This window comes from Pseudescherichia sp., from assembly GCF_032052675.1.
GTDB lineage: Bacteria > Pseudomonadota > Gammaproteobacteria > Enterobacterales > Enterobacteriaceae > Pseudescherichia.
Genome location: NZ_DAMBWA010000001.1, coordinates 487,937 through 513,514 on the forward strand (window position 1 = coordinate 487,937; position 25,578 = coordinate 513,514).

The 25,578-nt window shown below is 59.5% G+C and carries 24 protein-coding genes; 4 read left to right on the top strand and 20 right to left on the bottom strand.

Annotated elements, in window-relative coordinates:
- Positions 1-210: 210 nt before the first annotated feature.
- The 10 genes from RTX96_RS02270 to pdxB form a co-directional block, all read right to left on the bottom strand.
- The gene (locus RTX96_RS02270; protein ID WP_103818982.1) at positions 211-792 is read right to left on the bottom strand and encodes a UbiX family flavin prenyltransferase; all 582 of its coding nucleotides are present in this window, start codon (positions 790-792) and stop codon (positions 211-213) included.
- Positions 793-887: 95 nt separating this feature from the next.
- Positions 888-2,405, bottom strand: a complete 1,518-nt coding sequence (purF, locus tag RTX96_RS02275; protein ID WP_103818981.1) for an amidophosphoribosyltransferase — start codon at positions 2,403-2,405, stop codon at positions 888-890.
- 33 nt (positions 2,406-2,438) lie between these two features.
- Positions 2,439-2,927 (bottom strand): colicin V production protein, encoded by a 489-nt coding sequence (gene cvpA / locus RTX96_RS02280; protein WP_103818980.1) that lies wholly within the window; start codon positions 2,925-2,927, stop codon positions 2,439-2,441.
- Between the two features lie 185 nt (positions 2,928-3,112).
- Complete coding sequence (gene dedD / locus RTX96_RS02285) at positions 3,113-3,817, bottom strand: cell division protein DedD (RefSeq protein ID WP_312669991.1); 705 nt, start codon at positions 3,815-3,817, stop codon at positions 3,113-3,115.
- Positions 3,807-5,075 carry a bifunctional tetrahydrofolate synthase/dihydrofolate synthase gene (gene folC, locus RTX96_RS02290; protein WP_312669992.1) on the bottom strand — a complete coding sequence of 423 codons (1,269 nt, stop codon included), beginning with the start codon at positions 5,073-5,075 and terminating at the stop codon, positions 3,807-3,809. The genes dedD and folC overlap by 11 nt, the downstream gene beginning before the upstream one ends.
- Positions 5,076-5,142: 67 nt before the next feature.
- The gene (gene accD, locus RTX96_RS02295; protein ID WP_103818977.1) at positions 5,143-6,057 is read right to left on the bottom strand and encodes an acetyl-CoA carboxylase, carboxyltransferase subunit beta; all 915 of its coding nucleotides are present in this window, start codon (positions 6,055-6,057) and stop codon (positions 5,143-5,145) included.
- Between the two features lie 103 nt (positions 6,058-6,160).
- Positions 6,161-6,820, bottom strand: a complete 660-nt coding sequence (locus RTX96_RS02300; protein ID WP_103818976.1) for a DedA family protein — start codon at positions 6,818-6,820, stop codon at positions 6,161-6,163.
- Between the two features lie 25 nt (positions 6,821-6,845).
- Entirely contained in the window at positions 6,846-7,658 is an 813-nt protein-coding gene (gene truA / locus RTX96_RS02305; RefSeq protein WP_103818975.1) for a tRNA pseudouridine(38-40) synthase TruA, read from the bottom strand.
- A complete protein-coding gene (locus tag RTX96_RS02310) occupies positions 7,658-8,671 on the bottom strand; it encodes an aspartate-semialdehyde dehydrogenase (RefSeq protein WP_103818974.1) in 1,014 nt (337 codons plus the stop codon). The genes truA and RTX96_RS02310 overlap by 1 nt, the downstream gene beginning before the upstream one ends.
- A 66-nt stretch (positions 8,672-8,737) precedes the next feature.
- Entirely contained in the window at positions 8,738-9,874 is a 1,137-nt protein-coding gene (pdxB, locus tag RTX96_RS02315; protein WP_103818973.1) for a 4-phosphoerythronate dehydrogenase PdxB, read from the bottom strand.
- A 125-nt stretch (positions 9,875-9,999) separates the two neighbouring features.
- Here pdxB and flk point away from each other — a divergent pair, with 125 nt between their 5' ends.
- Together flk and RTX96_RS02325 are read left to right on the top strand one after the other, a co-directional pair.
- Entirely contained in the window at positions 10,000-11,007 is a 1,008-nt protein-coding gene (flk, locus tag RTX96_RS02320) for a flagella biosynthesis regulator Flk (RefSeq protein ID WP_312670014.1), read from the top strand.
- Between the two features lie 81 nt (positions 11,008-11,088).
- Positions 11,089-12,153 (top strand): SDR family oxidoreductase, encoded by a 1,065-nt coding sequence (locus RTX96_RS02325; protein ID WP_268107305.1) that lies wholly within the window; start codon positions 11,089-11,091, stop codon positions 12,151-12,153.
- Between the two features lie 46 nt (positions 12,154-12,199).
- On the opposite strand, the gene RTX96_RS02330 is transcribed toward RTX96_RS02325, so the two are convergent.
- On the bottom strand, positions 12,200-13,630 hold the full coding sequence (locus tag RTX96_RS02330; RefSeq protein ID WP_312268288.1) for a 6-phospho-beta-glucosidase: 1,431 nt from the start codon (positions 13,628-13,630) through the stop codon (positions 12,200-12,202).
- A 257-nt stretch (positions 13,631-13,887) separates the two neighbouring features.
- Positions 13,888-15,105: a beta-ketoacyl-ACP synthase I gene (gene fabB / locus RTX96_RS02335; RefSeq protein ID WP_103818969.1), complete on the bottom strand. Its 1,218-nt coding sequence runs from the start codon at positions 15,103-15,105 to the stop codon at positions 13,888-13,890.
- Positions 15,106-15,263: 158 nt separating this feature from the next.
- On the opposite strand from fabB, the gene mnmC reads away from it, so the two are divergent.
- Positions 15,264-17,276, top strand: coding sequence for a bifunctional tRNA (5-methylaminomethyl-2-thiouridine)(34)-methyltransferase MnmD/FAD-dependent 5-carboxymethylaminomethyl-2-thiouridine(34) oxidoreductase MnmC (gene mnmC, locus RTX96_RS02340; protein WP_312669993.1), 2,013 nt, complete (start codon positions 15,264-15,266; stop codon positions 17,274-17,276).
- 99 nt (positions 17,277-17,375) lie between these two features.
- Here the strand turns inward: mnmC and RTX96_RS02345 are convergent, their stop codons facing one another.
- Genes RTX96_RS02345 through prmB form a run of 6 tightly spaced genes read right to left on the bottom strand, consistent with a single transcriptional unit; the run spans position 17,376 to position 21,929 of the window.
- A complete protein-coding gene (locus RTX96_RS02345) occupies positions 17,376-17,651 on the bottom strand; it encodes a YfcL family protein (RefSeq protein ID WP_103818967.1) in 276 nt (91 codons plus the stop codon).
- A gap of 29 nt (positions 17,652-17,680) precedes the next feature.
- Positions 17,681-18,232 carry an elongation factor P hydroxylase gene (locus tag RTX96_RS02350; RefSeq protein ID WP_312268291.1) on the bottom strand — a complete coding sequence of 184 codons (552 nt, stop codon included), beginning with the start codon at positions 18,230-18,232 and terminating at the stop codon, positions 17,681-17,683.
- Entirely contained in the window at positions 18,229-19,041 is an 813-nt protein-coding gene (locus RTX96_RS02355) for a sulfite exporter TauE/SafE family protein (RefSeq protein WP_103818965.1), read from the bottom strand. Before RTX96_RS02355 ends, RTX96_RS02350 begins: the two co-directional genes overlap by 4 nt.
- Positions 19,041-19,865 (bottom strand): penicillin-insensitive murein endopeptidase, encoded by an 825-nt coding sequence (gene mepA / locus RTX96_RS02360; RefSeq protein WP_103818964.1) that lies wholly within the window; start codon positions 19,863-19,865, stop codon positions 19,041-19,043. Before mepA ends, RTX96_RS02355 begins: the two co-directional genes overlap by 1 nt.
- Before the next feature lie 3 nt (positions 19,866-19,868).
- The gene (gene aroC / locus RTX96_RS02365; RefSeq protein ID WP_103818963.1) at positions 19,869-20,954 is read right to left on the bottom strand and encodes a chorismate synthase; all 1,086 of its coding nucleotides are present in this window, start codon (positions 20,952-20,954) and stop codon (positions 19,869-19,871) included.
- Positions 20,955-20,996: 42 nt separating this feature from the next.
- Entirely contained in the window at positions 20,997-21,929 is a 933-nt protein-coding gene (gene prmB, locus RTX96_RS02370; RefSeq protein WP_103818962.1) for a 50S ribosomal protein L3 N(5)-glutamine methyltransferase, read from the bottom strand.
- Between the two features lie 166 nt (positions 21,930-22,095).
- On the opposite strand from prmB, the gene smrB reads away from it, so the two are divergent.
- A complete protein-coding gene (smrB, locus tag RTX96_RS02375) occupies positions 22,096-22,647 on the top strand; it encodes an endonuclease SmrB (protein WP_103818961.1) in 552 nt (183 codons plus the stop codon).
- Between the two features lie 80 nt (positions 22,648-22,727).
- Here the strand turns inward: smrB and sixA are convergent, their stop codons facing one another.
- A complete protein-coding gene (gene sixA / locus RTX96_RS02380; RefSeq protein WP_103818960.1) occupies positions 22,728-23,213 on the bottom strand; it encodes a phosphohistidine phosphatase SixA in 486 nt (161 codons plus the stop codon).
- A 210-nt stretch (positions 23,214-23,423) separates the two neighbouring features.
- Positions 23,424-25,571, bottom strand: a complete 2,148-nt coding sequence (fadJ, locus tag RTX96_RS02385; RefSeq protein WP_409418550.1) for a fatty acid oxidation complex subunit alpha FadJ — start codon at positions 25,569-25,571, stop codon at positions 23,424-23,426.
- Between the last annotated feature and the right edge of the window lie 7 nt (positions 25,572-25,578).

Sequence of the window (25,578 nt, forward strand, 5' to 3'; positions counted from 1 at the left end):
ATGCTTGCACGTCTCATGCCACTTTCTCATGGCGAACAGTAATCGCCCTAATGAATGTTAATAAAACGTTGCAGCATTACCGTTAGGGTGAAAGATAGCAGGTCTGCTAAATGAACCGCAGCGTTACAAACTGAAAACAGCGGTTAAATGTCGAGGATATGATCGCGCTTGCAGATTTGCCCTGAAACAGGGCAATCCAGGCATGATGCACTATTTTGACGCAGCGGGTCCCTGCCAGCGGGTAAAGAGATCTTCCGGCAGGTCAATGTCGAACTGATCGATCACGCGATTGACCGTCTGGTTGATGATGTCATCAAGGGTCTGCGGACGGTGATAGAAGGCCGGGACCGGGGGCATGATCGCCGCGCCCAGCTCCGCTGCCTGGGTCATCAGACGAAGGTGACCGAGGTGCAGGGGCGTCTCGCGCACGCAGAGCACCAGCGGGCGGCGCTCCTTCAGCACCACGTCCGCCGCGCGGGTCAGCAGGCTGTCGGTATAGCTGTGAACGATGCCGGAAAGCGTCTTGATTGAACAGGGAAGGATCACCATGCCAGCGGTCTTAAACGAGCCAGAGGAGATGCTGGCGGCGATATCACGCGCGTCATGCACCACGTCGGCCAGCGCCTGCACGTCACGCAGGGAGAGGTCGGTCTCCAGCGCCAGCGTCTGACGGGCGGCGTTGCTCATCACCAGATGGGTTTCTACCTCAGCCACGTCCCGCAGCACCTGCAGCAGACGCACGCCGTAGATGGCCCCGCTAGCCCCTGAGATGCCAATAATCAGTCGTTTCATATTCCTGTCCTTTTACTTACGTGAGAGGACTTTGCCGGATTATGGCGGGCGTTGCAACGTTGAAGCGCCCTGCGAACGCAGGGCGCGAGAGAGAGTTAACCCTCGTTATGCATCTCTAAGCTTTCGAGATCGTTTTGCATCTGCACGGCTTTGACATCGTCATTGCGCAGGGAGTCGAGATAGTCGAGATACTGCTGGTTTACGTCTTTGGTCACGTAGATCCCGTTGAACACCGAGCACTCGAACTGCTGGATATCCGGATTCTCGGCGCGCACGGCATCGATGAGATCGTTGAGGTCCTGGAAGATCAGGCCGTCAGCGCCGATGATCTGGCGGATCTCGTCCACTTCACGCCCGTGGGCGATCAGCTCGTTCGCGGTCGGCATATCGATACCGTAGACGTTCGGGAAGCGGATCTCCGGGGCCGCAGAGGCGAGGTAGACCTTCTTCGCCCCGGCTTCGCGTGCCATCTCGATGATCTGCTCCGAGGTGGTGCCGCGCACGATGGAGTCATCCACCAGCAGCACGTTCTTGTCGCGGAACTCGGCGCGGTTAGCGTTGAGCTTGCGGCGTACGGATTTACGACGCAGCTGCTGACCCGGCATGATAAAGGTGCGGCCAACGTAGCGGTTCTTCACGAAGCCCTGACGGTAGGGTTTATCCAGAATATGGGCGATCTCCAGCGCGATATCGCAGGAGGTCTCCGGGATCGGGATCACCACGTCAATGTCGAGATCTTCCCACTCGCGGGCAATCTTCGCGCCCAGCTTTTTACCCATATTGACGCGGGCGCTGTAGACGGAGATTTTGTCGATAAAGGAGTCCGGACGGGCAAAGTAGACGTACTCAAACAGGCACGGGTTGCTGACCGGATTGTCGGCACACTGGCGGGTAGAGAGCTGGCCCTTCTCGGTGATGTAGACCGCTTCACCCGGGGCGACGTCACGCAGAAACTCAAAGCCCAGCGTATCCAGCGCCACGCTCTCGGAGGCCATCATGTACTCGGTACGGCCGTCGCCGATGTCACGCTTGCCCAGCACCAGCGGGCGAATGCCGTTGGGATCGCGGAAGCCAACCATACCGTGGCCGATAATCATCGCGATGCAGGCGTACGCGCCGCGGATCTGGCGGTTGGTCGCGGCGATAGCGGCAAAAATGTTATCCGCCTCTAACGGGTAGTGGCGGAAATTATCCAGCTCGCTGGCGAAAATATTGAGCAGGATTTCAGAGTCGGAGGTGGTGTTGATGTGGCGACGCTTCTCCTGGAACAGCTTCTTACGCAGCTCGTGAGCGTTGGTCAGGTTGCCGTTGTGGGCAAGCGTAATACCATACGGCGAGTTGACGTAGAAGGGCTGGGCTTCAGACGCGCTGGAGCTGCCGGCCGTGGGGTAGCGCACATGGCCAATACCCATATGCCCCTGGAGGCGCTGCATGTGGCGGGCTTCAAATACATCGCTAACCATCCCGTTCGCTTTACGTAAACGGAAGCAGTTGTTTTCATCGATAGTGATGATGCCTGCGGCATCTTGACCACGGTGCTGAAGCACCGTTAACGCGTCATAAATCGACTGGTTTACCGGCAAAACACCGGCGATACCGACAATACCGCACATACGTCTTTTCCTCGCTAGGCCACATCGCAGGGCTTACGCCCTGGGCAAAAAACTAGACGAGCTTTGCAGATAGTCAAAGAACCACCTGATGATAACACTGAACTGCGGGATCAGCTGCGAACGCTGCCAGTCATCGCTTTTCGAGAACCCGGTAAAGGTATCGAGAAAGAACAGGATTGCGGCGACGATCAGCGCTCCACGTAGCGCACCGAAGCAAATCCCCAACACCCTGTCGGTTCCCGACAGGCCGGTTTTATCCACCAGCGCGCCGAAAATGTAGTTAACAATCGCGCCGACAATCAGCGTTGCGATAAACAGTACTGCGATAGCAATCCCGTTCCGCACCAGTGCGTCTTCAAAGCCCGTGAACCAAACAGACAGGTAAGTGTAGTAATGACTGGCAACAAAGAAAGCACAACCCCATGTCACCAGCGATAACGCTTCACGAACAAAGCCACGGATCAGGCTAACCAGACAGGAAAAACCTATTACCGCGATGATGGCGTAATCAATCCAGACCATATGTGTCCCATGATTTTACGCCCTGTCGTCCAGTTCGGGGCGCATTCTAACAGAAAAAGAAAACGTTTGCGTAGCGATTTCCGTGCCGCGCGAAAATAAAAATGGCGCTGAAAAAATATTCAACGCCATCAGACCTTTTGCCTCTGCGGGCCTGCCGGTCGCTCTTTTTTTAACCTGCTGAAGGATCAGTTTGCGCTGTAGTTCATCACCACGCCGCTTAACCCCGAGAGCTGTTTTAGCTCCCCGAGCGATCCTTTTAGCTTGTCTCTGGAGGCGTCCGGGCCGACCAGAATGCGGGTTATTTTACCCTGTACCGGCGTATTTGGAATAGTGTAAACGCGATACCCTGCCCCACGCAGCTTGCCAACGATCTCGGTAACTTTATCGGCATTTTTCAATGCCCCAAGCTGGACAACCCAGGCTTTACCGGTTGGCGCAGGTTTCTCCTCTGCCGCCGGTTTGGGCGGGGCTACCGGCGCGTCGTTCGCGGCCGCCAGCTGCTCGCTGGCCCGGTCACGCTGCGGCTGCGGCTGCGGCTTAGACGGCGCCTTTTCGACCGGCTTTGCTTTCGGCGTCTCTACCGGATACTGCTCCGCCTCCAGCGCGCTACCTTCAAGCGCCTGGCGGGACGTCTCCAGCGACGGCGCGGCGGCATCGCCCGCACGCACCTCTTCCGCAGCGCCCTCCGGCGGCTGGGCCGGCAGCGCCTGCGTTGCCGCTGGCATCATGTCCGGTTCATCGCGATCGCCCGGCTTCGGCACCAGTGGGATCGCCGCAAACTCGTCCTGATAGTGTTTTTTCTGCCCGTCAAGCAGCCCTGGCAGGATAATCACCCCCAGCGCCACCAGCACAATGGTTCCCATTAAACGGTTCTGAAACTTACTTGCCACCTGCTCTCCCCGCGTCCATCGCTTCCATGACATGTGCCACCGTGTGGAATGAACCACACACCAGCACGGTATCTTCAGGTCTGGCATCCGCCATCGCCGCGTGCCACGCCTGCTCAACGTCAGCAAACGCAGCCCCGCCTTTCAGATGAGCCAGCAGCTGCTCCGCCGTCGCGCCGCGCGGCCCCTCCAGAGGGGCACAATACCAGCTATCGACGCAGCGCTCCAGACAGGCCAGCGTGCCGCCAATGTCTTTATCGTGCAGCATGCCGACCACCGCCAGCACGCGTCCGCGGGTCGGCAACGCCGCAAGCCGCTCGGCGAGGTAAGCCGCCGCGTGCGGGTTATGCGCCACGTCGAGGATCACTCTTGGCGACTCGCTCACCGTCTGAAAACGGCCCGGCAGGATCGCCCCGGCGATACCGTCGCGGATCGCCTGCTCGCTCACCGTCAGTCCGCTGGCCCGCAGCGCTGCCAGCGCGGTGGCCGCGTTCGGCTGTGGAATCTGAGGCAGCGGCAGTGCGCGTAGCTCGCCCGCGGCATCCTGAAATGTCCAGCTATTATCCGCTACCGCATAACGCCAGTCGACCCCGCGGCGCAGCAGATCCGCCCCCTTCTCCGCCGCCACCTCGGCAATGGTATGCGGCATATCCGGTTCCCCCACCACGGCAGGTTTGCCGCCGCGAAAGATCCCGGCTTTTTCCCGGCCAATGCTTTCGCGATCCGGCCCCAGCCAGTCGGTGTGGTCGAGGGCGATGCTGGTGACCACCGCCACGTCGGCATCCACCATGTTGGTGGCATCCAGACGTCCGCCCAGCCCCACTTCAAGGATCACCACGTCCAGCGCGGCTTGCTTAAACAGCCACAGCGCCGACAGCGTGCCGTACTCAAAGTAGGTGAGCGAGGTCTCGCCACGGGCAGCTTCAATGGCGGCAAACGAGCGGGTATGCTCCAGCTCGGGCAACTCGCCGCCCTGCACGCGCACGCGCTCGGTATAGCGCACCAGATGAGGTGAACTGTAGACGCCAACCCGGTAGCCTGCCGCCAGCAGGATCGACTCCAGCGTGCGGCAGGTGGTGCCTTTGCCGTTGGTGCCTGCCACGGTAAAGACAAAAGGTGCGGGCTTCAAAACATCCAGCGCGGCGGCGACCTGGCTGACGCGCTCAAGACCCATATCGATGGTTTTACCGTGCAGGTTTTCCAGATAAGAAAGCCACGTGGCCAGGGGCGACGTGGCTTGAGGAGTGCTTTTCGTTTCCATAGTGCCCGGGGATTGCTGCCAGTGTGAAAAGAAAAAAGGCAGAGCCGGCTGGCCCTGCCCTGGTTTATCAGACTCCGCCTTCCTGATCCGGTACCGGCGGTACCACCACGCTTTCACGCGGCGCATCCGGGTTAGGTGCAGGCTGGTTCATCAGCTTCGCCAGAATGCTCGCCAGCTTCAGGCGCAGCTCTGGACGACGCACGATCATATCGATCGCGCCTTTTTCGATCAGAAACTCACTGCGCTGGAAGCCCGGCGGCAGTTTCTCACGCACGGTCTGCTCAATAACGCGCGGGCCAGCAAAGCCGATTAGCGCTTTCGGCTCGGCGATATTGAGATCGCCCAGCATCGCAAAGCTTGCAGAGACGCCACCCATAGTCGGGTCGGTCAGCACAGAGATATACGGCAGACCGCGCTCCTGCATTTTCGCCAGCGCAGCAGAGGTTTTCGCCATCTGCATCAGGGACATCAGCGCTTCCTGCATACGCGCCCCGCCGGAGGCGGAGAAGCAGATCAGCGGGCAGTTGTCTTCCAGCGCCTGCTCAACGGCACGCACAAAACGCGCCCCCACGACCGAGCCCATAGAGCCGCCCATAAAGGCAAACTCAAAGGCGGCTGCCACAACGGGCATCTCGTGCAGGGTGCCTTTCATTACTACCAGCGCGTCTTTCTCACCGGTCTCTTTCTGAGCCGTCGCCAGGCGATCTTTGTATTTCTTCGAGTCGCGGAACTTCAGCACATCTTTCGGCTCAAGCTCGCTACCCAGCTCCACCATTGACCCTTCGTCCAGCAGGCTATGCAGGCGATTACGCGCTGACATACGCATGTGGTGGTCACATTTCGGGCAGACCTCAAGGTTACGCTCCAGTTCGGCACGGTAAAGCACCTGACCGCAGCTGTCACATTTGGTCCACACGCCCTCAGGGATGCTTGCCTTGCGGGTGGGGGTAATATTGCTCTTAATTCGTTCAATCCAGCTCATTGATAACCTTTCTGCATGAACCTGGTAGCCCATAAATGGTGCACATTAAAACATAACAGTCGGCAACTTGGGACAAAAAAGTGGTCGAACCGTTGCCGGGTTCCTATTTTGCCTGTCGCGATGCCGCCCGTCGATGACGAATAATTTCGACCACGCCTGGCAGGATAGAGAGCACGATAATCGCCACGATCATCAGCTTCAAATTCTCCTGCACCACCGGCAGATCGCCAAACAGGTAGCCTGCATAGGTGAACAGCAATACCCATAGCAGCGCGCCGATGACGTTGTAGGCCGCAAAATGACGATAGGACATATGGCCCATTCCCGCCACAAATGGCGCAAATGTTCTAACGATCGGCACAAATCGCGCCAAAATGATGGTCTTGCCGCCGTGCCTGTCGTAAAACGCATGGGTCTTATCGAGGTAGCTGCGACGGAAGATTCTGGAGTTGGGATTACTGAAGAGCCGGTCGCCAAACAGACGGCCAATGGTGTAGTTCACCGCATCGCCAAGGATCGCCGCGACAATCATCAACATCACCATGACATGCACATTGAGATCGTTGCTCGGCAGCGCGGAGAGCGCCCCAGCCACAAACAGCAGCGAGTCGCCCGGCAGGAACGGCGTCACCACCAGCCCGGTTTCACAGAATAAAATCAGGAACAGAATAGCGTAGATCCAGATACCGTATTCGGCCACCAGCTCCGCCAGGTGCACATCGATGTGCAGGATAAAGTCGATCAGAAAGTAGATAAAATCCATGTCATTAGCCTTTGTCTGTCTGCATTTAGTCCGCTAAAAACAGCGGACCCATTGGCAATACGGGCAGCTCAAACCTGGCGGGATAGTCCACCGCCACCAGGTACAGCCCTTCCGCTTTTGCCGTTGCCGCTGCAAGCCGACGATCCTTTGCCGCCAGCAGCTCTGCTATCCAGCTCTCCGGCTGGTTGTGGCTGCCTACTTCCATCAGGCTGCCGACAATATTCCTGACCATATGATGTACAAAGGCATTGGCTTTGATATCGACCACCACATATGCACCGTAACGGGTAACGTTAATGTGCATCACGTTACGCCACGGCGTGCGCGACTGGCACTGCACCGCCCGGAACGAGGTAAAGTCATTCTCGCCAATCAGACACTGGGCCGCGCGGTGCATCCGCTCGGCGTCCAGCGGCTGATGGTAGTGCGTTACGCCCTGGCCGAGTACCGCCGGACGCAGCCGATGATTGTAGATGACGTAGCGGTAACGGCGAGCCGTGGCGCTAAAACGGGCATGAAAATCATCGGGCACATCTTTCACCCAGCGCACCGCAATGTCACCAGGTAAATTCGCATTTACGCCCAGCGTCCAGGCGGCCTCTTTACGCAGGGCGGTGGTCTCGAAGTGCACCACCTGCCCCGTGCCGTGCACGCCTGCATCGGTGCGGCCCGCGCAGAAGACCGAGATCGGCTCGTTCGCCACCTGCGAGAGCGCCTTCTCCAGCTTCTCCTGCACGCTGCGGACTTCGTTCTGCCGCTGCCAGCCGTAATATTTGCTGCCGTCGTACTCAATGCCCAGCGCGATCCGATAGACCGGCTTCTCCTGCACTTCTGACATCAGTAGAGATACTCCTGGACCAGCTTCTCGGCGATCTTCACCGCCATCAGCGCGCCGCCGAAGCGCACGTTGTCGGCGACTGACCAGAACTGGATCTGCTCCGGCATGCCGTAGTCGTTACGCACGCAGCCGACGGAGAGCTGGGCGTTGCCAGAGGCATCCCCCACCTGGGTCGGAAATTCACCGGCCTCGGAGAGGACGATATCTTCGCCACGGGCAAAGGCGTCGCGTGCCTCTTCCGCCGCCAGCGGACGCAGGGCTTCAAAGTTCACCATCTGCGCGTGGCCGTAGAAGACCGGTGACTGGACGCTGCTGACGGAGATCATCAGCCCCTCGTCCTGCAGCACCTTGCGTACCTGATCGACGACGCGGCGCTCGTCAGGCACGCTGCCTTCGCCATCAACGCGCAGCGGCAGCATGTTGAACGCCAGCTGACGGCCAAAATAGTCCTCTTCGTCAACGGGGATGCCGTTGAGCAGCTTAGCGCTCTGGCCAGCCAGCGCGTCCACCGCCGCCTTACCCTGCGCAGAGACCGACAGCAGGTTAGTTACGGAGATGCGCGACAGGCCACCCTCCTCGATCAACGGCTTTAGCGCGGTCAGCAGCTGGCTGGTGAGGCTGTCCGCGACGGCAATGACGTTGCGGTTGCGGTAGTCGGCCAGCACAAACGGGTTTACGTCCGGTACGACCAGCGGCACGTCCGGCTCCAGCGCAAAGAGGCCGCTGGCGTCGATCACCAGGCAGCCAGCGTTAGTCGCCTCGTCAATATAGGTGGCTGATGCCTCGGCGCCGGCCACGAAGAAGGCCAGCTGCGCCTGCGTCCAGTCAAACTCGGCGGCGTCCTGAACATAGACAGTTTTACCGGCGTAGCGCAGGTCTTTACCCGCGCTCTCCTGACGGGCCAGCGCATACAGATCGCCCACCGGGAACTGACGCTCAGCAAGCGTTTCGAGCAGGGCTTCGCCGACAGCGCCGGTCGCGCCCAGGATGGCAATGTTCCAGCCTTCTGACATGGTGGTTTACTCCAGACAATAGCAATACGCTCCCCGCAGCATGGCGGAGAGCGAAAGAGAATAAGTTTAGTGCGTCGGGTGATAGACGGCGTTAAAACCGAGCTTGTGCAGCAGGCTTGCCGCCTCGGCGTCGTCGCACTGAATATAGAGCGATGACCACTCTCGGCGCTCAAGATAGTTTTTGCGCAGCTTATCAAATTCACCCGGGATGCCCGCCACTTTACGCAGGGGTGCATCGTCGCGGCGCACATCATACACCAAATGGGCCACTCTTTTCAGCGTTGGCTGATCGAGAGGACCGTGCAGGGTAAGGCGGCCAAACTCCGGCGCGGGCAGCAGGGTATCGAGAGCCACCTGCTGGCGGTGGCCGATAAAGGCGCTAAAGGCCTCGAAGACCTGGGTAGTACCACGCGCTTTACCCTCGAGGGTGTAGCCCGCGATGTGCGGTGTGCCAATATCGACACGCTTAAGTAGCTCGACGCTGAGATCCGGCTCCGGCTCCCACACGTCCAGCACCACGCTGAGATCCTGCCCGGCCTCGAGACGCGCGAGCAGTGCGGCGTTATCCACCACCCTGCCCCGGCAGGCGTTGATCAGGATCGCCCCCGGCTTCAGGGCGCTGATTAGCGCCTCGTCGGCGAGGTGCAGCGTTTTATACGGCCCCTCCTTGAACAGCGGCGTGTGGAAGGTCAGGATGTCGGCTTCGCGAACCAGCTCCTCCAGCGGACGGAAATCCCCCGCGTCGCCCCGATCGGCACGCGGCGGATCGCACAACAGAGTGCGCACGCCCCATGCCTCCAGCCGCGCCTGTAAGCGCGCCCCAACGTTGCCCACGCCAACGATGCCCACGGTGCGATCTTTCAGCGTAAAGCCGTCGCGCTCGGCCAGCATCAACAGGGCGGAAAAGACGTACTCCACTACCGCAATCGCGTTGCAGCCCGGTGCAGCAGAGAAGCCAATCCCCGCCTCGCCCAGCCACTGCTGATCGACATGATCGGTTCCGGCGGTGGCCGTACCGACAAACTTAACGGCGGTCCCGCTGAGCAGCGATGCGTTCACCTTGGTGACGGAGCGCACCATCAATGCCTGCGCATCAGCCAGCGCCTCTACCGGGATCGGGCGGCCGGGAACGGGTTTGACCTCGCCCAGACGGCTAAAAAGTTCGCGGGCGTAAGGCATATTTTCATCAACGAGGATTTTCACGTTACGGTACCTGTATGAGAACGGGAGATAACGGCGCAAGTGTGCCATAATCTCGCCGCCAGGCATACCGACATTGCCGCAGACCGTTACGCGAGCCGCATACGTAAGAGATAAGGACAGAGATGATGCAACCCATTCAGGGTGCGCCGGCGCGCCCTCCCGGGCAAGAGCCGACCACCTCCACCACAGCCGCAGGCGACCAGCCCCTCTCCACCCAGCAGCGCACGGTGCTGGAGAGGCTGATTACCCGTCTGGTGGCCCTGACGCAGCAGCAGAGCGCCGAAGTCTGGGCCGGGGTGAAGCACGATCTGGGTTTAAAAAACGACGCACCGCTGCTCTCCCGACACTTCCCTGCCGCCGAGCAGAGCCTGACTCAGCGCCTGGAGAGTGCCGTCCAGAATAACGCCAACCGCCAGGTGCTTTCCCAGCTCACCGAGCTGCTGGGCCAGGGCAACAATCGCCAAGCGGTGAGCGACTTTATCCGTCATCAGTTTGGCCAGACGGCACTAAGCCAGCTCTCTCCCGAGCAGCTTAAAACCGTGCTGGTGATGCTGCAGAAAGGCGAGCTGGCGATCCCCCAGCCGCAGCAGCGTCCGGCCACCGATCGCCCGATGCTGCCTGCCGAGCATAATACGCTCAACCAGGCGGTTACCAAGCTGGCTGCCGCCACGGGTGAGTCCAGCAAGCTTATCTGGCAGTCGATGATTGAGCTTTCCGGCGCGAAGACCGGCGAGCCGATCCCGGCCAAACAGTTTGCTCACCTGCTCACCTGGCTACAGGCGCGCCAGACGCTAAGCACCCAGGCTGCACCGACCCTGCATACGGTGCAGTCGGCTCTGAAGCAGCCGCTCGACGCGCGCGAATGGCAGGGCATTCAGGATTATGCCCAGCAGACCTGGCAGGTGACGCCGCAGACGGTGCTGACCACCGCCCAGGTGCAGGATCTGCTTAACTACATCTTCCTGCGCCGTGCCGAACGCAACGAAGCGCTGCTGGAGCCGCGTAATATCCAGCCGATCTATAGCCCGCTGTTCGCGCCGGTGATGGAATCGTTCCGCTCGCTCTCCGCCCGCCCAGGCCTGATTGCTATCGCCCTGCTGGTCGTGCTGGTGCTTATCTGGCTGGTGATTTAACGCGCGCCTGGCGCAGATAACCGGGATAACAACGCAATTCTCTATTAGGCTTTTGATTTGGCCCATCAAGAGGAGAGAGCGATGCGCAAAAAAGCATTGATAGTCGGAATCAGCGGCGTAATTGGTCGCGCCCTGGCAGAGAAACTGCTGGAAGAGGGCTGGGAGGTCACCGGCCTGTCACGCGGACGCGGTGAGGTACTGGCGGGCTGTACCAGCCTGACGGCGGATCTGACCGATGCGGCGGCGGTCAGCGAGGCGCTAAAGTCGGTCAAACCCGATGCGCTCTTCTTTAGCGTCTGGGCGCGTCAGGAGAGCGAGAAAGAGAATATCCGCGTAAACGGCGCGATGGTGAAAAACGTCATTGAGGCGCTGGGTAATCGTCTACATGGCGCGCACGTGGCGCTGGTCACCGGGCTTAAGCACTACCTTGGCCCGTTTGAAGCCTATGGTAAAGGCGCAGTACCGGTGACCCCCTTCCGCGAAGAGCAGGGTCGCCAGCCGGTGGAGAACTTCTACTATGCCCAGGAAGATGAGCTTTTTGCCGGAGCAGAGAAGTATGGCTACCGCTGGAGCGTGCATCGTCCACATACCATTGTCGGCTATGCGCTGGGCAATGCCATGAACATGGGCCAGACGCTGGCAGTCTACGCCACCCTGTGCCGGGAGAAAGGCTGGCCGTTTATCTTCCCTGGCTCCCCCGAGCAGTGGAACGGCGTGTCGGACGTCACCGATGCTGGCCTGCTGGCCGAGCAGCTGGAGTGGGCAGCCACCAGCCCGACGGCGGCAAATCAGGACTTCAACGCCGTTAACGGGGACGTGTTCCGCTGGAAGTGGCTGTGGCCGCGTCTCGCCGCGTATTTTGGTATTGAGGCCGCGCCCTACCCTGAGAAGATGATGCCCCTGGAGGGCCGGATGCTGGAGGCCGAGGCCGCCTGGCGGACGATTGCCGCGCACCATCAGCTGCGTGAGGCGGATATCAACAAGCTGGTCTCGTGGTGGCATACCGATGCCGACCTGGGCCGCCCGATGGAGGCCTTTACCGATATGAGTAAAAGCCGCAAGGCCGGGTTTATCGGCTATCGCAGCACGCTGGACGCCTTTACCGGCCTATTCGATCGGCTGAAGAGCGAGCGCATTATCCCCTGATCGTCATGTGATGCCAGTCAGCGCAGCCGCTGACTGGCTTGTCTAACTACAGGTTCTCGCCGTTGCTGCTGATCACCTCTTTGTACCAGTCGAACGACTTTTTCTTGCTGCGCGCCAGCGTGCCTTTACCTTCATTGTCCTTGTCGACATAGATAAAGCCGTAGCGCTTTTTCATCTCGCCGGTGCCTGCCGAGACAAGATCGATGCAGCCCCACGGCGTATAGCCCATCAGATCGACGCCGTCTTCCTCTACCGCCTTCTTCATTTCACGAATATGGTCGCTCAGGTAGGCGATGCGATAGCTGTCGTCCACCGTGCCGTCCGCCTCCAGCTTATCAATGGCGCCAAAGCCGTTTTCCACAATAAACAGCGGCAGCTGGTAGAGATCGTAGAAGTAGTTCAGTGAGTAGCGTAACCCCACCGGATCGATCTGCCAGCCCCAGTCGGAGGCTTTTACCCACGGGTTAGTGACCAGGCTTTTGGTTTCGTCATAGTCGAGGCGGGGGTTATCCTCGGTGGCTTTGGTGGCAAATGACATGTAGTAGCTAAAGCCAATGTAGTCGACGCAGCCGCGCTGCAGGATACGCAGATCCTCCTCGGTTATATCGAGGTTGAACGCTTTCCGCGCAAAGTAGTTCAGGGTGTGTTTCGGGTAGGCGCCCCGGACATGCACGTCGGCAAACCAGTAGCGGCGATGCATAGCGTTGACCGACATCATCATGTCGTTGGGATCGCAGGTCAGCGGATAGACCGGACACATGGCGATCATGCAGCCAATCTGGAAATCGGGATTAATAGCGTGCCCGGCCTCCACCGCCAGCGCGCTGGCCACCAGCTCATAGTGCGCCGCCTGGTACATGATCTTCTCGCGATCCTCGCCCGGCTTATAGTGCAGCCCCGAGTTGGTGAACGGTGCAAAGTCCTCGTTAAAGTTGGCCTGGTTGTTGATCTCGTTAAAGGTCATCCAGTACTTCACTTTCTTCTGGTAACGAGTGAAAACGGCTTTGGCAAAGCGGACAAAGAACGCGATCGTCTGGCGGTTGCGCCAGCCGCCGTATTCGGTAACCAGGTGGTACGGCATCTCAAAGTGCGAGAGGGTAATAACGGGTTCGATGTTGTACTTCAGGCACTCGTCGAAGAGATCGTCATAGAACTGCAGCCCGGCTTCGTTCGGCTCCAGCTCATCCCCGCGAGGGAAGATGCGTGTCCAGGCGATGGAGGTACGGAAGCATTTAAAGCCCATCTCCGCAAAGAGCTTAATGTCCTGCGGGTAGCGATGGTAAAAGTCGATGCCTTCATGGTTGGGGTAGTATTTCCCCTCGAGCACGCCTTCGGTAATTTCCCGCGGCACGCCGTGTCGCCCGGCCGTCATCACGTCGGCAACGCTGACCCCTTTGCCCCCCTCTTGCCAGCCACCCTCAAGCTGATGCGCGGCGACCGCCCCGCCCCAGAGAAAATCTGCTTTAAATCCAGGCATCTGTACCCTCCTCTTCGTTGGAATCTACTGGAGGATAGCAACCGATGCGGCAGATTGCCGGACACATGTCACATAATTGCCCGTGGCTCTGTCCTTATAAGTAGGTCGGGTAAGGCGTAAGCCGCCACCCGACATAGCGACATCAACGCCGGGCGGTGCAAGCTTGCCCGGCCTACGGAGCCAACCTTGCTGGAACCAGGACCGTTAGCCATAAAAAAAGGAGCCTGCAGGCTCCTTTTTATTTTGCCGGAGGGCAACTATTTGTTCAGCTTGCGCATCACGAGGGTGGCGTTGGTGCCGCCAAAGCCGAAGCTGTTGGACATCACGGTGTTCAGCTCACGCTCGGTGGTCTCGGTGACGATGTTCAGGCCTTCTGCTTTCTCGTCCATCTCTTCGATGTTGATGCTCGGGGCGATAAAACCGTGCTCCAGCATCAGCAGAGAGTAGATCGCTTCCTGCACACCTGCCGCGCCCAGCGAGTGACCGGTCATGGCTTTGGTGGCAGAGATAGCAGGGCTGTTGTCACCGAAGACTTCACGGATCGCACCCAGCTCTTTCACGTCGCCTACCGGCGTAGAGGTGCCGTGGGAGTTGAGGTAGTCGATCGGGGTGTCCAGACCGTGCATCGCCATCTGCATGCAGCGCACGGCGCCTTCACCAGACGGAGCCACCATGTCAGCACCGTCGGAAGTTGCGCCGTAGCCCACGATCTCAGCATAGATTTTCGCACCGCGTGCCAGAGCGTGCTCCAGCTCTTCCACCACGACCATACCGCCGCCGCCTGCGATAACGAAACCGTCACGGTTTGCATCATAGGTACGGGAGGCTTTCGCCGGCTCGTCGTTGTACTTGGTCGAGAGCGCGCCCATCGCGTCGAACTCACAGGCCATTTCCCAGCCCAGCTCTTCGCCGCCGCCGGCAAAGACGATATCCTGTTTGCCCAGCTGGATCTGCTCAACCGCGTTACCGATACAGTGTGCAGAGGTCGCACAGGCGGAGCTGATAGAGTAGTTTACGCCGTGGATTTTGAACGGCGTGGCGAGGCAGGCGGAGACCGCCGAGCCCATCGCTTTGGTCACCACGTACGGGCCAACCGCTTTCAGGCCGCGCGGGCTACGCATGGCGTCCGCACCGAAGACCTGCGCTTTGGAGGAGCCGCCGGAGCCGGCAATCAGGCCCACGCGTGGATTATTCTGGTAAACCTCTTCGCTCAGGCCAGCATCAGCGATGGCCTCCTGCATAGAGAGGAAGGCGTAGATGGCGGCATCGTTCATGAAACGCACCACTTTGCGGTCAATCATGCCCGTGGTGTCCAGTTTTACATTACCCCAGACGTGGCTGCGCATACCGGAATCGTGAAATTCCTGGGAGAAAGTGATCCCTGAGCGCCCTTCACGCAGAGATGCGAGGACTTCCTGCTGGTTATTACCGATGCTGGAAACGATGCCCAGGCCAGTAATCACTGCACGTTTCATTCAATACCTCTGTAAGTCGCACTATTATAAGATTCGATTCGCAAGATAGCGTACAGTTGTACGCCGAACAAGTCCGATCAGCCAATTTCTGGAGAAATTTGCGCCAACGGGCCGACATCGTTAAGATCGTGCCACTGCCTGCCACGCGAGTAACTTACGTGAAACAAACCGCTATACAATCTGCCAACCTCGAATTCAACGCTGAGGGTACACCTGTTTCCCGAGATTTCGACGACGTCTATTTCTCTAATGATAATGGACTGGAGGAGACCCGCCATGTTTTCCTCGAGGGCAACCAGCTCAGCAGCCGTTTTCCGCTGCATCCGCGCTCGCTGTTTATCGTTGGCGAGAGCGGCTTCGGCACCGGACTAAACTTTCTCACGCTGTGGCAGGCGTTTGATGATTTTTTGCTCGCCCACCCGCAGGCTACGCTGCAAAGATTACATTTCATCAGTTTTGAAAAATTCCCGCTGAAAGCGGCGGATCTCGTCCTGGCGCACCGGCACTGGCCCGAGCTGGCCCCCTGGGCTGAACAGCTCCAGGCCCAGTGGCCCCACGCCATGCCGGGCTGCCATCGTCTGCTGCTGGCGGACGGGCGCATCACGCTCGATCTCTGGTTTGGCGATATTAATAGCTTAACCGACGCGCTGGATGATTCCCTCAACCAGAAGGTTGACGCCTGGTTTCTCGACGGCTTCGCTCCGGCGAAAAACCCGGATATGTGGACGCCGACGCTGTTCAGTGCCCTGGCCCGCCTGGCGCGCCCCGGTGGCACGCTCGCGACCTTTACCTCCGCCGGATTTGTCCGCCGGGGGTTGCAGGAGGCGGGCTTCACCATGCAGAAAAGGAAAGGGTTTGGCCGCAAGCGTGAGATGCTGACCGGCGAGATGCAGCAGACGCTCAGCGTCCCGTCACGCACGCCGTGGTTTGCCCGTACCCCGGCGGCAGGTCAGGAGGTGGCGATTGTCGGCGGCGGCATCGCCAGCGCCCTGCTCTCACTCTCCCTGCTGCGCCGGGGCTGGCAGGTGACGCTCTACTGCGCCGATGACGCACCCGCTAAGGGCGCATCCGGCAATCGCCAGGGAGCGCTCTACCCGCTGCTGAGCGCCCACGACCCGGCCCTGGCCAGCTTTTTCCCCGCTGCCTTTACCTTCGCCCGCAGGCTCTACGATACCCTGCCGCTTGAGTTCGATCATGACTGGTGCGGCGTCACCCAGCTTGGCTGGGACGAGAAGAGCCAGCAGAAGATTGCCCAGATGCTTAGCCTGGAGCTTCCTCCTGAAGTGGCCGTGGCGGTGGATGCCGAGGCGGTTAAGGCCACTACCGGGGTGGATACCGGCTGCGGCGGCATTCAGTACCCGGCAGGCGGCTGGCTCTGCCCTGCTCAGCTCACCGCCGCCGCGCTGGCCCTGGCGGTCTCTCAGGGCCTGCGCGTGTATTATCAATCCGAGGTTAACGCCCTCACCGCCACGGAGGTGGGCTGGCAACTGACGTTTACTCAAGGCGAAAGCGTCTGCCATCAGACAGTGGTGCTGGCGAACGGCCACCGCGTCAATCAGTTTACCCAGACGGAGAACCTGCCGGTCTACGCCGTCGGCGGCCAGGTGAGCCACATCCCTGCTCGCCCTGGGCTGTCGGCGCTGCGTCAGGTGCTGTGCTATGACGGCTACCTGACGCCGCAGGATCCCTCTAACGGCGAGCACTGCATCGGCGCGAGCTACCATCGCGGTCAGCAGCAGGCGAGCTACAGCGAAGAGGATCAGCAGCACAACCGCCAGCGGTTAATAGACTGCTTCCCAGAGGCGGAGTGGGCAAAAGAGGTAGACGTCAGCGGCAAATCCGCTCGCTGCGGCGTGCGCTGCGCCACGCGCGATCATCTGCCTATGATTGGCAACGTCGCCGATTATGAGGCTATTTTGACGAACTATGCAGATTTGCCTGAGCATCAGGAGAGCGCTATCTCTGCTCCGGTGCATACAGGGCTATATATGCTCGGCGCGCTGGGTTCACGCGGGCTGTGCAGCGCGCCGCTGGCGGCTGAGATCCTCGCGGCGCAGATGAGCGACGAGCCGATCCCGCTGGAGGCTGAGACCCTGGCGGCGCTGAATCCTAATCGTCTGTGGGTGAGAAAACTGCTGAAGGGTAAAGCAGTGAAGCGCGCTCAGATTTAACGATGGTTTCGCCGGGCGGCACTGCGTTTGCCCGGCCTACGGTGGCTCGGTGCCATTTGTAGGCCCGGTAGACGTAGCGCCACCGGGCGTGAGCGCAGCTTAGGCTTTAGCCTGCTGGTAGAGCTTCTCCCACATCTCCAGCACCAGCACCTGATCGCGCGGAGAGAGCTCGCCGCCCTGAATCGCCTGCTCGAGGCTGGAGGTCACCTGGGCGTAAACCGCTTCCGGGGAGTGATCGTCACCGTTTTCCAGTACGGCGACGGCCAGCGTCAGGTGGCCGCTCAGGTAACCGCTGGCGAAAAGCTCATCGTCACTGGCGTGCTCAACCATGTCATCAATTAACGCCAGAATGCGTGATTCAAATTCCGCGATCATCTTCTTTCCTCATTTAAAAAACCGTGGCGCTAGTTCAGATCGTCCGGCCACGGGAACTGGTCTGCCGTTAAAGACGGCGTGTGATAATAATCCTGTAATGCCTTGATAAAGCGGGCCGGTCGCTCGGGGATCCCCTCCTCCAGCCAGGTCATCACCTGGGCGTGCACCCGACGCTGGAAGGCGATGCGATCTGGCTCAACGTCGCCTTCAAGGTTGTCGCAGCTGACGTTAAACGGGAAGCCCGCCGCCACGCAAAAGAGCCATTCGAAAGATTGCGGCTTTACTTCAACGTCCTCAAACTGCCCCTGGGTGGCAGCATCACGACCGTCCGGGCAGTACCAGTAGCCGAAGTCTACCAGCTCCCGGCGTGCCTTACCGGCGACGCACCAGTGTGAAATCTCATGCAGCGCGCTGGCGTAAAAACCGTGGGCGAAGACGATGCGGTGATAGTCGACCTCGTCATCAGCCGGAAGATAGATAGGCTCGTCGTCGCCCTTCACCAGGCGCGTATTAAAATCATCGGCAAAACAGCCGTTGAAGATCTCAATCAGCTGCTCGTAGCGGTGTGTTGTACTGCTCATGCGTGTATCCCCACCCAGTGGAGGATCTCCTGTCCGTGACTGTCAAAAAGAAGTTTGGCGCTCATCACCGCCGAAACGATAACGATCATCGGGCGGATCAGCTTCTGCCCTTTGCTCAGCACCAGCCGCGAGCCGAGGCGTGCGCCGATAAACTGCCCGGCAAGCATCACAAACCCGGTGGCCCATACCACCTTGCCGCCGATGATAAACAGCAGCAGGCCGCCGAGATTCGAGGTGGCGTTAAGCACCTTGGCGTGCGCGGTGGATTTCGCCAGGTTGTAGCCGCAGAGCGTGACAAACGCCAGGGCATAGAATGACCCTGCGCCGGGGCCGAAAAAGCCGTCGTAGAAGCCCACGCAGCCTCCGGCGACCAGCGCAAACGGCAGGCCGTAGAGACGCCGCTGGCGATCCTCTTCACCCAGCTTCGGCATCAGCAAAAAGTAGAGGCCAATACCGATGACTAATATGGGCAAGATCTGACGCAGTATGTCGGACTGCACATGCTGTACCAGCAGCGCCCCCGTCGTCGAACCGATAAAGGTCATGAGAATATTGAGTTTCTGATCGCCGAGCTTTACCACGCCACGGCGCAGAAAGTAGATCGTTGACGAGAGGGAGCCGCCGCAGGCCTGTAGCTTGTTGGTCGCCAGCGCCTGGGCTGGCGTCATGCCCGCCGCCAGCAGCGCGGGGACGGTAAGCAACCCGCCGCCACCCGCCAGGGCATCAATAAATCCGGCCAGCAGAGCGACGAAAAACAGCACTGCCAGCAGCAGCGGCGAGACCAAAAAGAGATCGCTAAAATTTTCCATTAAAGTACATGCTCGTCCAGTAGCGCCTGGCAGGAAGGCGGCAACGGCGGCGGTGTCTTCTTCTCAGGCTTCGTTGAGGCAGGTTTAGGTGGTTCAAACCAGCTTTGCAGCTCCGCGCCACAGCCGTCACCCGGCGGCGGCAGAGGTTGATCGACGCACTCCAGGCTATCTGCCGGGCAGCGCAGGCGAACGTGCATATGCGCCCGGTGCTGGAACCACGGACGCACCTTGCGCAGCCAGTCGCGATCGGTTCCTGCATCTTCGCACAGCTGCTGCTTAATGGCCGGGTTAACAAAGATGCGCGTCACGTCGTTATCTTCCGCGGCCAGCTTAATCAGCTGGCTGATTTCCGGCTGCCACAGGGAGGAGACCACATGCTTGCCGTCCTGGGAGACCAGATCCAGCGCCTGGGGCTTCAGCAGCTGCGCCGCGCTCCAGCGCGTTTTTGGCAGCTGTAAGAAGATATCGACGTCCAGCCCGGTCTGGTGGCTGGCGTGACCGCCATTAAAGCGTCCACCGGCGGGCATGCCCATGTCCCCTATCAGCACCGTTCCGAGGCCGAGATTGTGTACCCGTCCGCTGAGGCGCTGAATAAACTGCACCAGGTCGGGGTGGCCAAAGTAGCGGCGCTGATCGGTGCGCATCACCTGATAGGTGTCGGACTGAATCGGCAGCGCGCTCGCGCCGACGATACAGCCGTTGGAGAACGCGCCCACCGACTGCGCGCTCCCGGCAATCGGATGGGTGATTTTCTGCCACGGCGTCGCCGCAAGCGTGGCATGGCTGGCGAGCACCGCCAGCAGCGCAATGAGCGTTTTTTTCATCGTTTACCAGCGTGGGATCGTTGTCGTTACGTCCGCATTTTGCGCCCGCTGGCGCAGGAAGTGATCCATCAGGACAATCGCCAGCATTGCTTCGGCGATGGGCACAGCACGAATGCCCACGCAGGGATCGTGACGACCTTTGGTGATCATCTCCACCTCTTCCCCGCTGCGGTTGATGGTTTTCCCCGGCACGGTAATGCTGGAGGTCGGCTTCAGGGCGATATTGGCAACAATCTGCTGGCCGCTGCTGATGCCACCGAGAATGCCGCCCGCGTGGTTGCTGGTAAAGCCTGCGTGGGTAATTTCGTCCCGGTTTTCGCTGCCGCGCAGGGCTACCGATGCAAAGCCTTCGCCAATCTCTACGCCTTTCACGGCGTTGATGCTCATCAGCGCGTGGGCAATATCGGCATCGAGACGGTCAAACACCGGCTCGCCCAGCCCCGGCGGCACGCCGTCGGCGACCACGGTGATCTTCGCCCCGATGGAGTCACCCTCTTTTTTCAGGGCGCGCATCAGCTCATCAAGAGCTTCAATCTTGTCTGGATCCGGGCAGAAAAACGGGTTCTGCTCAACCTGGTCCCAGGCTTTAATCTCCAGCGGGATATCGCCCATCTGGGTCAGGCAGCCACGAACGGTGATGCCCAATTTTTCCGCGAGGAATTTTTTGGCAATTGCTCCTGCCGCCACGCGCATAGCCGTTTCACGGGCCGAGGAGCGGCCGCCGCCACGGTAGTCGCGCAGACCATACTTCTGCTCGTAGGTGTAGTCCGCGTGGCCAGGACGGAAGACGTCTTTGATAGCGCTGTAGTCCTGCGAGCGCTGATCGGTATTCTCAATCAGCAGGCCGATGCTGGTGCCGGTGGTCACCCCTTCAAAAACGCCGGAGAGGATCTTCACCCGATCCGGCTCGCGGCGCTGGGTGGTATAGCGTGAGGTGCCCGGACGGCGGCGATCCAGATCGTGCTGCAGATCGGCTTCGCTCAGGGCGATCCCCGGTGGTACGCCGTCGACAATGCAGCCGAGCGCCAGGCCATGTGACTCCCCGAAGGTGGTCACGCGAAAGAGTTGTCCAATACTGTTTCCTGCCATCACGGCTCCACTGTCTTTATTTAAATTGGCGTTATCGTTTTATTAATCTTTGTAGATGCTGAAGTGCTCCCGGGCCGCCAGCAGCTGCGCTTTGGTCAGCATAAAGACGCCGTCGCCGCCGTTATCGAACTCAAGCCAGGTAAAGGGCACCTCAGGGTACTGCTCTATCAGATGTACCATGCTGTTGCCGACTTCACAAATCAGCACGCCGTCGTCGGTGAGATAGTCCGGCGCACAGGCCAGGATGCGGCGCGTCAGCTTGAGGCCATCGCTGCCGGAGGCCAGGCCCAGCTCAGGCTCGTGGCGATACTCGTTCGGCAGATCTGACATATCCTCTTCATCCACGTAGGGCGGATTAGTGACGATCAGATCGTACTGCACCTTGGGCAAGTCGCGGAACAGATCGGAGCGGATAGGCGTCACGTTATGGATCAGGCCGTGCTCTTCGATATTGTGCTCGGCTACGGCCAGCGCCTCGGTAGAGATATCTACGGCGTCGACTTCCGCTTCCGGAAACTCATAAGCACAGGCGATGGCGATGCAGCCGCTGCCGGTGCACATATCCAGAATGTGCTGCGGCTGGTGGTTGATGATGCCAGCAAAGCGGCTGGTAATGAGCTCGCCAATAGGTGAACGAGGCACCAGCACGCGCTCATCGACATAGAATTCGTGGCCGCAGAACCAGGCCTTGTTGGTCAGGTAGGCGACCGGGATCCGCTCGTTGACGCGGCGGATCACGCGCTCAACGATACGGTGACGCTCGCTGGAGGTAAGGCGCGCGCTGCGCATATCTTCCGGGATATCCAGCGGCAGGTAGAGGGTCGGCAGCACCAGCTGCACCGCTTCGTCCCACGGGTTATCAGTACCGTGCCCGTACCAGATGTTTGCCGCGCTGAATCGGCTGACCGACCAACGTAACATGTCCTGAATGGTGTGCAGCTCATTCACTGCTTCATCGACAAATATTTTATCCACGCTATCCTCCGGGACATGCCTTGCTGTAAATTCGGCGGCTAGTTTGCCACGAAGACGCCGATAAATCAGCATTCTCGCGCACAGCCAGCCGGAAAAAAGCATTTTGCCTGAACACAGAGCGCGACGAGTCGGGTAAACTGAAAAAAATCAGAAATGAGACGAATGAATGAAGAAGAAAACAGCGCTTAGCGAGGCGGATCAGGAGCTGTTCCGTCAGTTAATGACCGGCACGCGCCAGATCAAGCAGGATACGATTGTGCACCGCCCCCTGCGCAAAAAAGTGAGCGAGGTGCCGGTAAAACGACTGCTTCAGGAGCAGGCCGACGCCAGCCACTACTTTTCTGATGAATTCCAGCCGCTGCTCAATACCGACGGGCCGGTGAAGTACGTTCGTCCGGACGTGAGCCACTTTGAAGTTAAGAAGATGCGGCGGGGTGACTACTCGCCAGAGCTGTTTCTTGATCTGCACGGTTTAACCCAGCAGCAGGCTAAACAGGAGCTGGGCGCGCTGATCGCCGCCTGCCGCCGGGAGCATGTCTTCTGCGCCTGCGTGATGCATGGTCACGGAAAGCACATCCTGAAACAGCAGACGCCGCTGTGGCTGGCGCAGCATCCGCATGTGATGGCCTTTCACCAGGCGCCGAAAGAGTATGGCGGCGACGCGGCGCTGCTGGTGCTGATTGAAGTAGAGGAGTGGCAGCCGCCCGAGCTACCCTGATGAAGTGCCCGGATACCGGGGCCGGAGGCCAGAAATGACAAGAGCCGCATAAGCGGCTCTTTAGCGATGGCCAGGCAGCGTTAGATCGCCTTAGCCATTTTCAGGTTGCAGGGGCTAACCTGCCAGTTAAAGGTCCCTTTACCCTCGCTGTCCAGCGTCACGCTGGCAATCGCAGAGGTCAGGAACATCGGCGGCGCCTCGTCCGGGCAGAGCTCGGAGACGAGGTAGCCCACCAGCGGCAGGTGAGAGATCACCAGCACCGAGGAGACGCCCTTGCTGGCCAGCGCCTGAAGATAGTCGCCAACCAGAGCCACGTCGCCGCCGGGTGTTAACTCAGGCAGCACATCGACGCTGTCCGGCAGGTTCATACACTCCCCTACCTTCTCCAGCGTCTGTTCAGCGCGCAGAAACGGACTGACCAACACACGCTCAACGTTTACTTTTTGCCCTTTTAGCCAGGTGGCCATTTGACGGGATTCGTCGCAGCCACACAGGGTTAAAGGACGTACCGAGTCACTGGCTGCTTCAAGAGCAGCGTCGCCGTGACGCATGATAAAAACTTGCATATTGCACCGCTTTTGTTAACCAGAAGCACTGATGTTGCCCGAGCAGAACAGCGTAAACGCGTCGGAAAACAGCAGTGGCCGGGCATTGTGCCTTATCCATTCGTCGAATGAAACGCTGTGTTTTACCTCAATGGCGCAACTCTCGTCAATCTCTGTTTAGAAATTGAGCAACACAACCTCATTCAACGCCAGATTTACCCTTACCAGACCTTAACTTACCCGATCGGCGTCCCTGTGCGGCCAGAACGTCATGCCGTGCTGCGCCATGTGTAACAAAATCTCACAGGGCGCAAACCGCTCCCCATACTGGGCGGCTAAGCGCTGTAGGGTTGCAACGACATTATCCGCCCCGAGGCGATCCATATAGCGGAACGGCCCGCCCAAAAACGGCGGGAAACCGATCCCGAAGACTGCGCCGATATCGCCATCGCGCACGCTTCTGATGACCTTCTCATCTCTACAGCGTGCCGCTTCATTAAGCATCATCATCACGCAGCGTTCAGCCACCTGGGCTTCGTTTAAACGCCCGCTGCCTGCTGCCCCCACCAGCGGATAAATAGCCGGATCCACCTGTTTCTTGCTTGTACGCCCTTTCGCGTCATAAAGATAGAAACCACGACCATTTTTTCTGCCTTTGCGATCGTCGTTCAAAATTGCGCTGACGACATTTGCCGGCGGTGAAAAACGTTCTCCATATGCCGCTTCTAGCACAGGTATAATTTTAGTGCCGGTATCGATTCCAACCTCATCCAAAAGTTGGATCGGGCCAACCGGGAAACCAAACTTTACCAGCGCGTTATCAATGTGCTCTACACGCTCGCCCTCGGTCAGCATTCGCATCGCTTCGTTAATATAGGGGGCAAGGATACGGTTAACATAGAAGCCGGCCTTGTCCGCCACCACGATGGGCGTTTTCCCTTGCTTTTTCGCCAGCTTTACCGTCGTGGCAATGGTTTGCTCATCCGTGCCGGCGTGGGGGATGATCTCCACTAGCGGCATCCTCTCTACCGGGCTAAAGAAGTGCAGGCCAATGACCTTCCCCGGACGCGCCGCGCGGGCGGCGATATCGCCAATCGGCAAGGAGGAGGTGTTGGAGGCAAAAATGGTATGCGACGCGCAATGTGCTTCAACGTCAGCAACCATCTGCTGCTTCAGACCTAAATCTTCAAATACCGCTTCTATGACCACGTCCCGATGGGAGAAGCCGCGATAGTCCGTCGCGCCTGAAATCATCGCCATCTGGCTGTCGCGTTCGCTGGATCTGATATGGCGGCGGCGGACTTTTTTATCAAGCTGCTGCCAGCTGTATTTCAGCGCATGGTTGATGCCCGTCGGGTTGATATCCTTAATGCGCACCGGCAGCCCAGCCTTGCTGGCGGTGACAAACGCAATGCCGCCCCCCATCAGGCCGCCGCCCAGCACGCCCACTGACCGCAGCGGGCCGGGTTCGACGCTGCTGCCGGGATCCTTTTTGATCTCGGTGGTGGCAAAGAAGATCTGCCGTAGCGCCTGGGACTGAGGCGTCATAGCCAGCTCACCAAAGGCGCGCGCCTCGGCCGTATAGCCGCTACCCTTGCCCTGCGCCAGCCCAATATGGATAACGTCCAGAATGCGTGATGCCGCCGGATAGTTGCCGTGGGTCTTCTGCTGGGTCTTTTTACCTACGAAGTGGAACAGCAGCGCACGCCCAAGGGGGCCTGCGAGAATGCGCTCTTTTACCGGCAGCCGACGGTTTGCGGGGCGGCCCTTAAGCGCCAGCGCCGCTGCCGCCTCCAGCAAAATAGCGTGCGGGACGACGTCATCCACCAGCCCAACCTTCCGCGCCTGACGTGCCCGCAGCTGCTTGCCGGTGAGGATCATCTCCAGCGCCGTGCTGACGCCCACCAGACGCGGCAGACGTTGGGTTCCCCCGGAGCCAGGAAGCAGTCCCAGCTGAACCTCCGGCAATCCCAGCACGGTTTTGGCATCGTCGGTACAGACGCGCCCGTGGCAGGCCAGAGCCAACTCAAGGCCGCCGCCGAGGCAGGGGCCGTGAATAGCAGCAATTACCGGAATGGTGAGCGCGTGAATATCCGACATAATTTTCCGCCCCTCGTACGCCAGCGCTTCGGCCTGCTGGGCAGTGGTGCAGCCGTCAATCATGTTGATATCGGCTCCGGCAATAAAGTTGTCCGGCTTGGCAGAGATAAACACCACGCCACGCAGATCCTTATTGTCACGGATCGCTTTAATAATGGCCCGCACCTGGCTGCCAAACTCTGCCTTAAGGGTATTCATCTTCTCGCCGGGGACGTCAATCGTGACGACGGCGATATTGTCCGGCCGCACGCTAAGAGCAAATGCGGAGGGCGTTGCCATTTCAATC

What these genes read in the sequence shown, in the direction of transcription:
- RTX96_RS02270 (WP_103818982.1), bottom strand. Translation starts at nt 792, where the DNA reads ATGAAACGACTGATTATTGGCATCTCAGGGGCTAGCGGGGCCATCTAC.
- purF (WP_103818981.1), bottom strand. Translation starts at nt 2,405, where the DNA reads ATGTGCGGTATTGTCGGTATCGCCGGTGTTTTGCCGGTAAACCAGTCG.
- cvpA (WP_103818980.1), bottom strand. Translation starts at nt 2,927, where the DNA reads ATGGTCTGGATTGATTACGCCATCATCGCGGTAATAGGTTTTTCCTGT.
- folC (WP_312669992.1), bottom strand. Translation starts at nt 5,075, where the DNA reads ATGGAAACGAAAAGCACTCCTCAAGCCACGTCGCCCCTGGCCACGTGG.
- accD (WP_103818977.1), bottom strand. Translation starts at nt 6,057, where the DNA reads ATGAGCTGGATTGAACGAATTAAGAGCAATATTACCCCCACCCGCAAG.
- RTX96_RS02300 (WP_103818976.1), bottom strand. Translation starts at nt 6,820, where the DNA reads ATGGATTTTATCTACTTTCTGATCGACTTTATCCTGCACATCGATGTG.
- truA (WP_103818975.1), bottom strand. Translation starts at nt 7,658, where the DNA reads ATGTCAGAAGTGCAGGAGAAGCCGGTCTATCGGATCGCGCTGGGCATT.
- RTX96_RS02310 (WP_103818974.1), bottom strand. Translation starts at nt 8,671, where the DNA reads ATGTCAGAAGGCTGGAACATTGCCATCCTGGGCGCGACCGGCGCTGTC.
- flk (WP_312670014.1), top strand. Translation starts at nt 10,000, where the DNA reads ATGCAACCCATTCAGGGTGCGCCGGCGCGCCCTCCCGGGCAAGAGCCG.
- RTX96_RS02325 (WP_268107305.1), top strand. Translation starts at nt 11,089, where the DNA reads ATGCGCAAAAAAGCATTGATAGTCGGAATCAGCGGCGTAATTGGTCGC.
- RTX96_RS02330 (WP_312268288.1), bottom strand. Translation starts at nt 13,630, where the DNA reads ATGCCTGGATTTAAAGCAGATTTTCTCTGGGGCGGGGCGGTCGCCGCG.
- fabB (WP_103818969.1), bottom strand. Translation starts at nt 15,105, where the DNA reads ATGAAACGTGCAGTGATTACTGGCCTGGGCATCGTTTCCAGCATCGGT.
- RTX96_RS02345 (WP_103818967.1), bottom strand. Translation starts at nt 17,651, where the DNA reads ATGATCGCGGAATTTGAATCACGCATTCTGGCGTTAATTGATGACATG.
- RTX96_RS02350 (WP_312268291.1), bottom strand. Translation starts at nt 18,232, where the DNA reads ATGAGCAGTACAACACACCGCTACGAGCAGCTGATTGAGATCTTCAAC.
- RTX96_RS02355 (WP_103818965.1), bottom strand. Translation starts at nt 19,041, where the DNA reads ATGGAAAATTTTAGCGATCTCTTTTTGGTCTCGCCGCTGCTGCTGGCA.
- mepA (WP_103818964.1), bottom strand. Translation starts at nt 19,865, where the DNA reads ATGAAAAAAACGCTCATTGCGCTGCTGGCGGTGCTCGCCAGCCATGCC.
- aroC (WP_103818963.1), bottom strand. Translation starts at nt 20,954, where the DNA reads ATGGCAGGAAACAGTATTGGACAACTCTTTCGCGTGACCACCTTCGGG.
- smrB (WP_103818961.1), top strand. Translation starts at nt 22,096, where the DNA reads ATGAAGAAGAAAACAGCGCTTAGCGAGGCGGATCAGGAGCTGTTCCGT.
- sixA (WP_103818960.1), bottom strand. Translation starts at nt 23,213, where the DNA reads ATGCAAGTTTTTATCATGCGTCACGGCGACGCTGCTCTTGAAGCAGCC.
- fadJ (WP_409418550.1), bottom strand. Translation starts at nt 25,571, where the DNA reads ATGGCAACGCCCTCCGCATTTGCTCTTAGCGTGCGGCCGGACAATATC.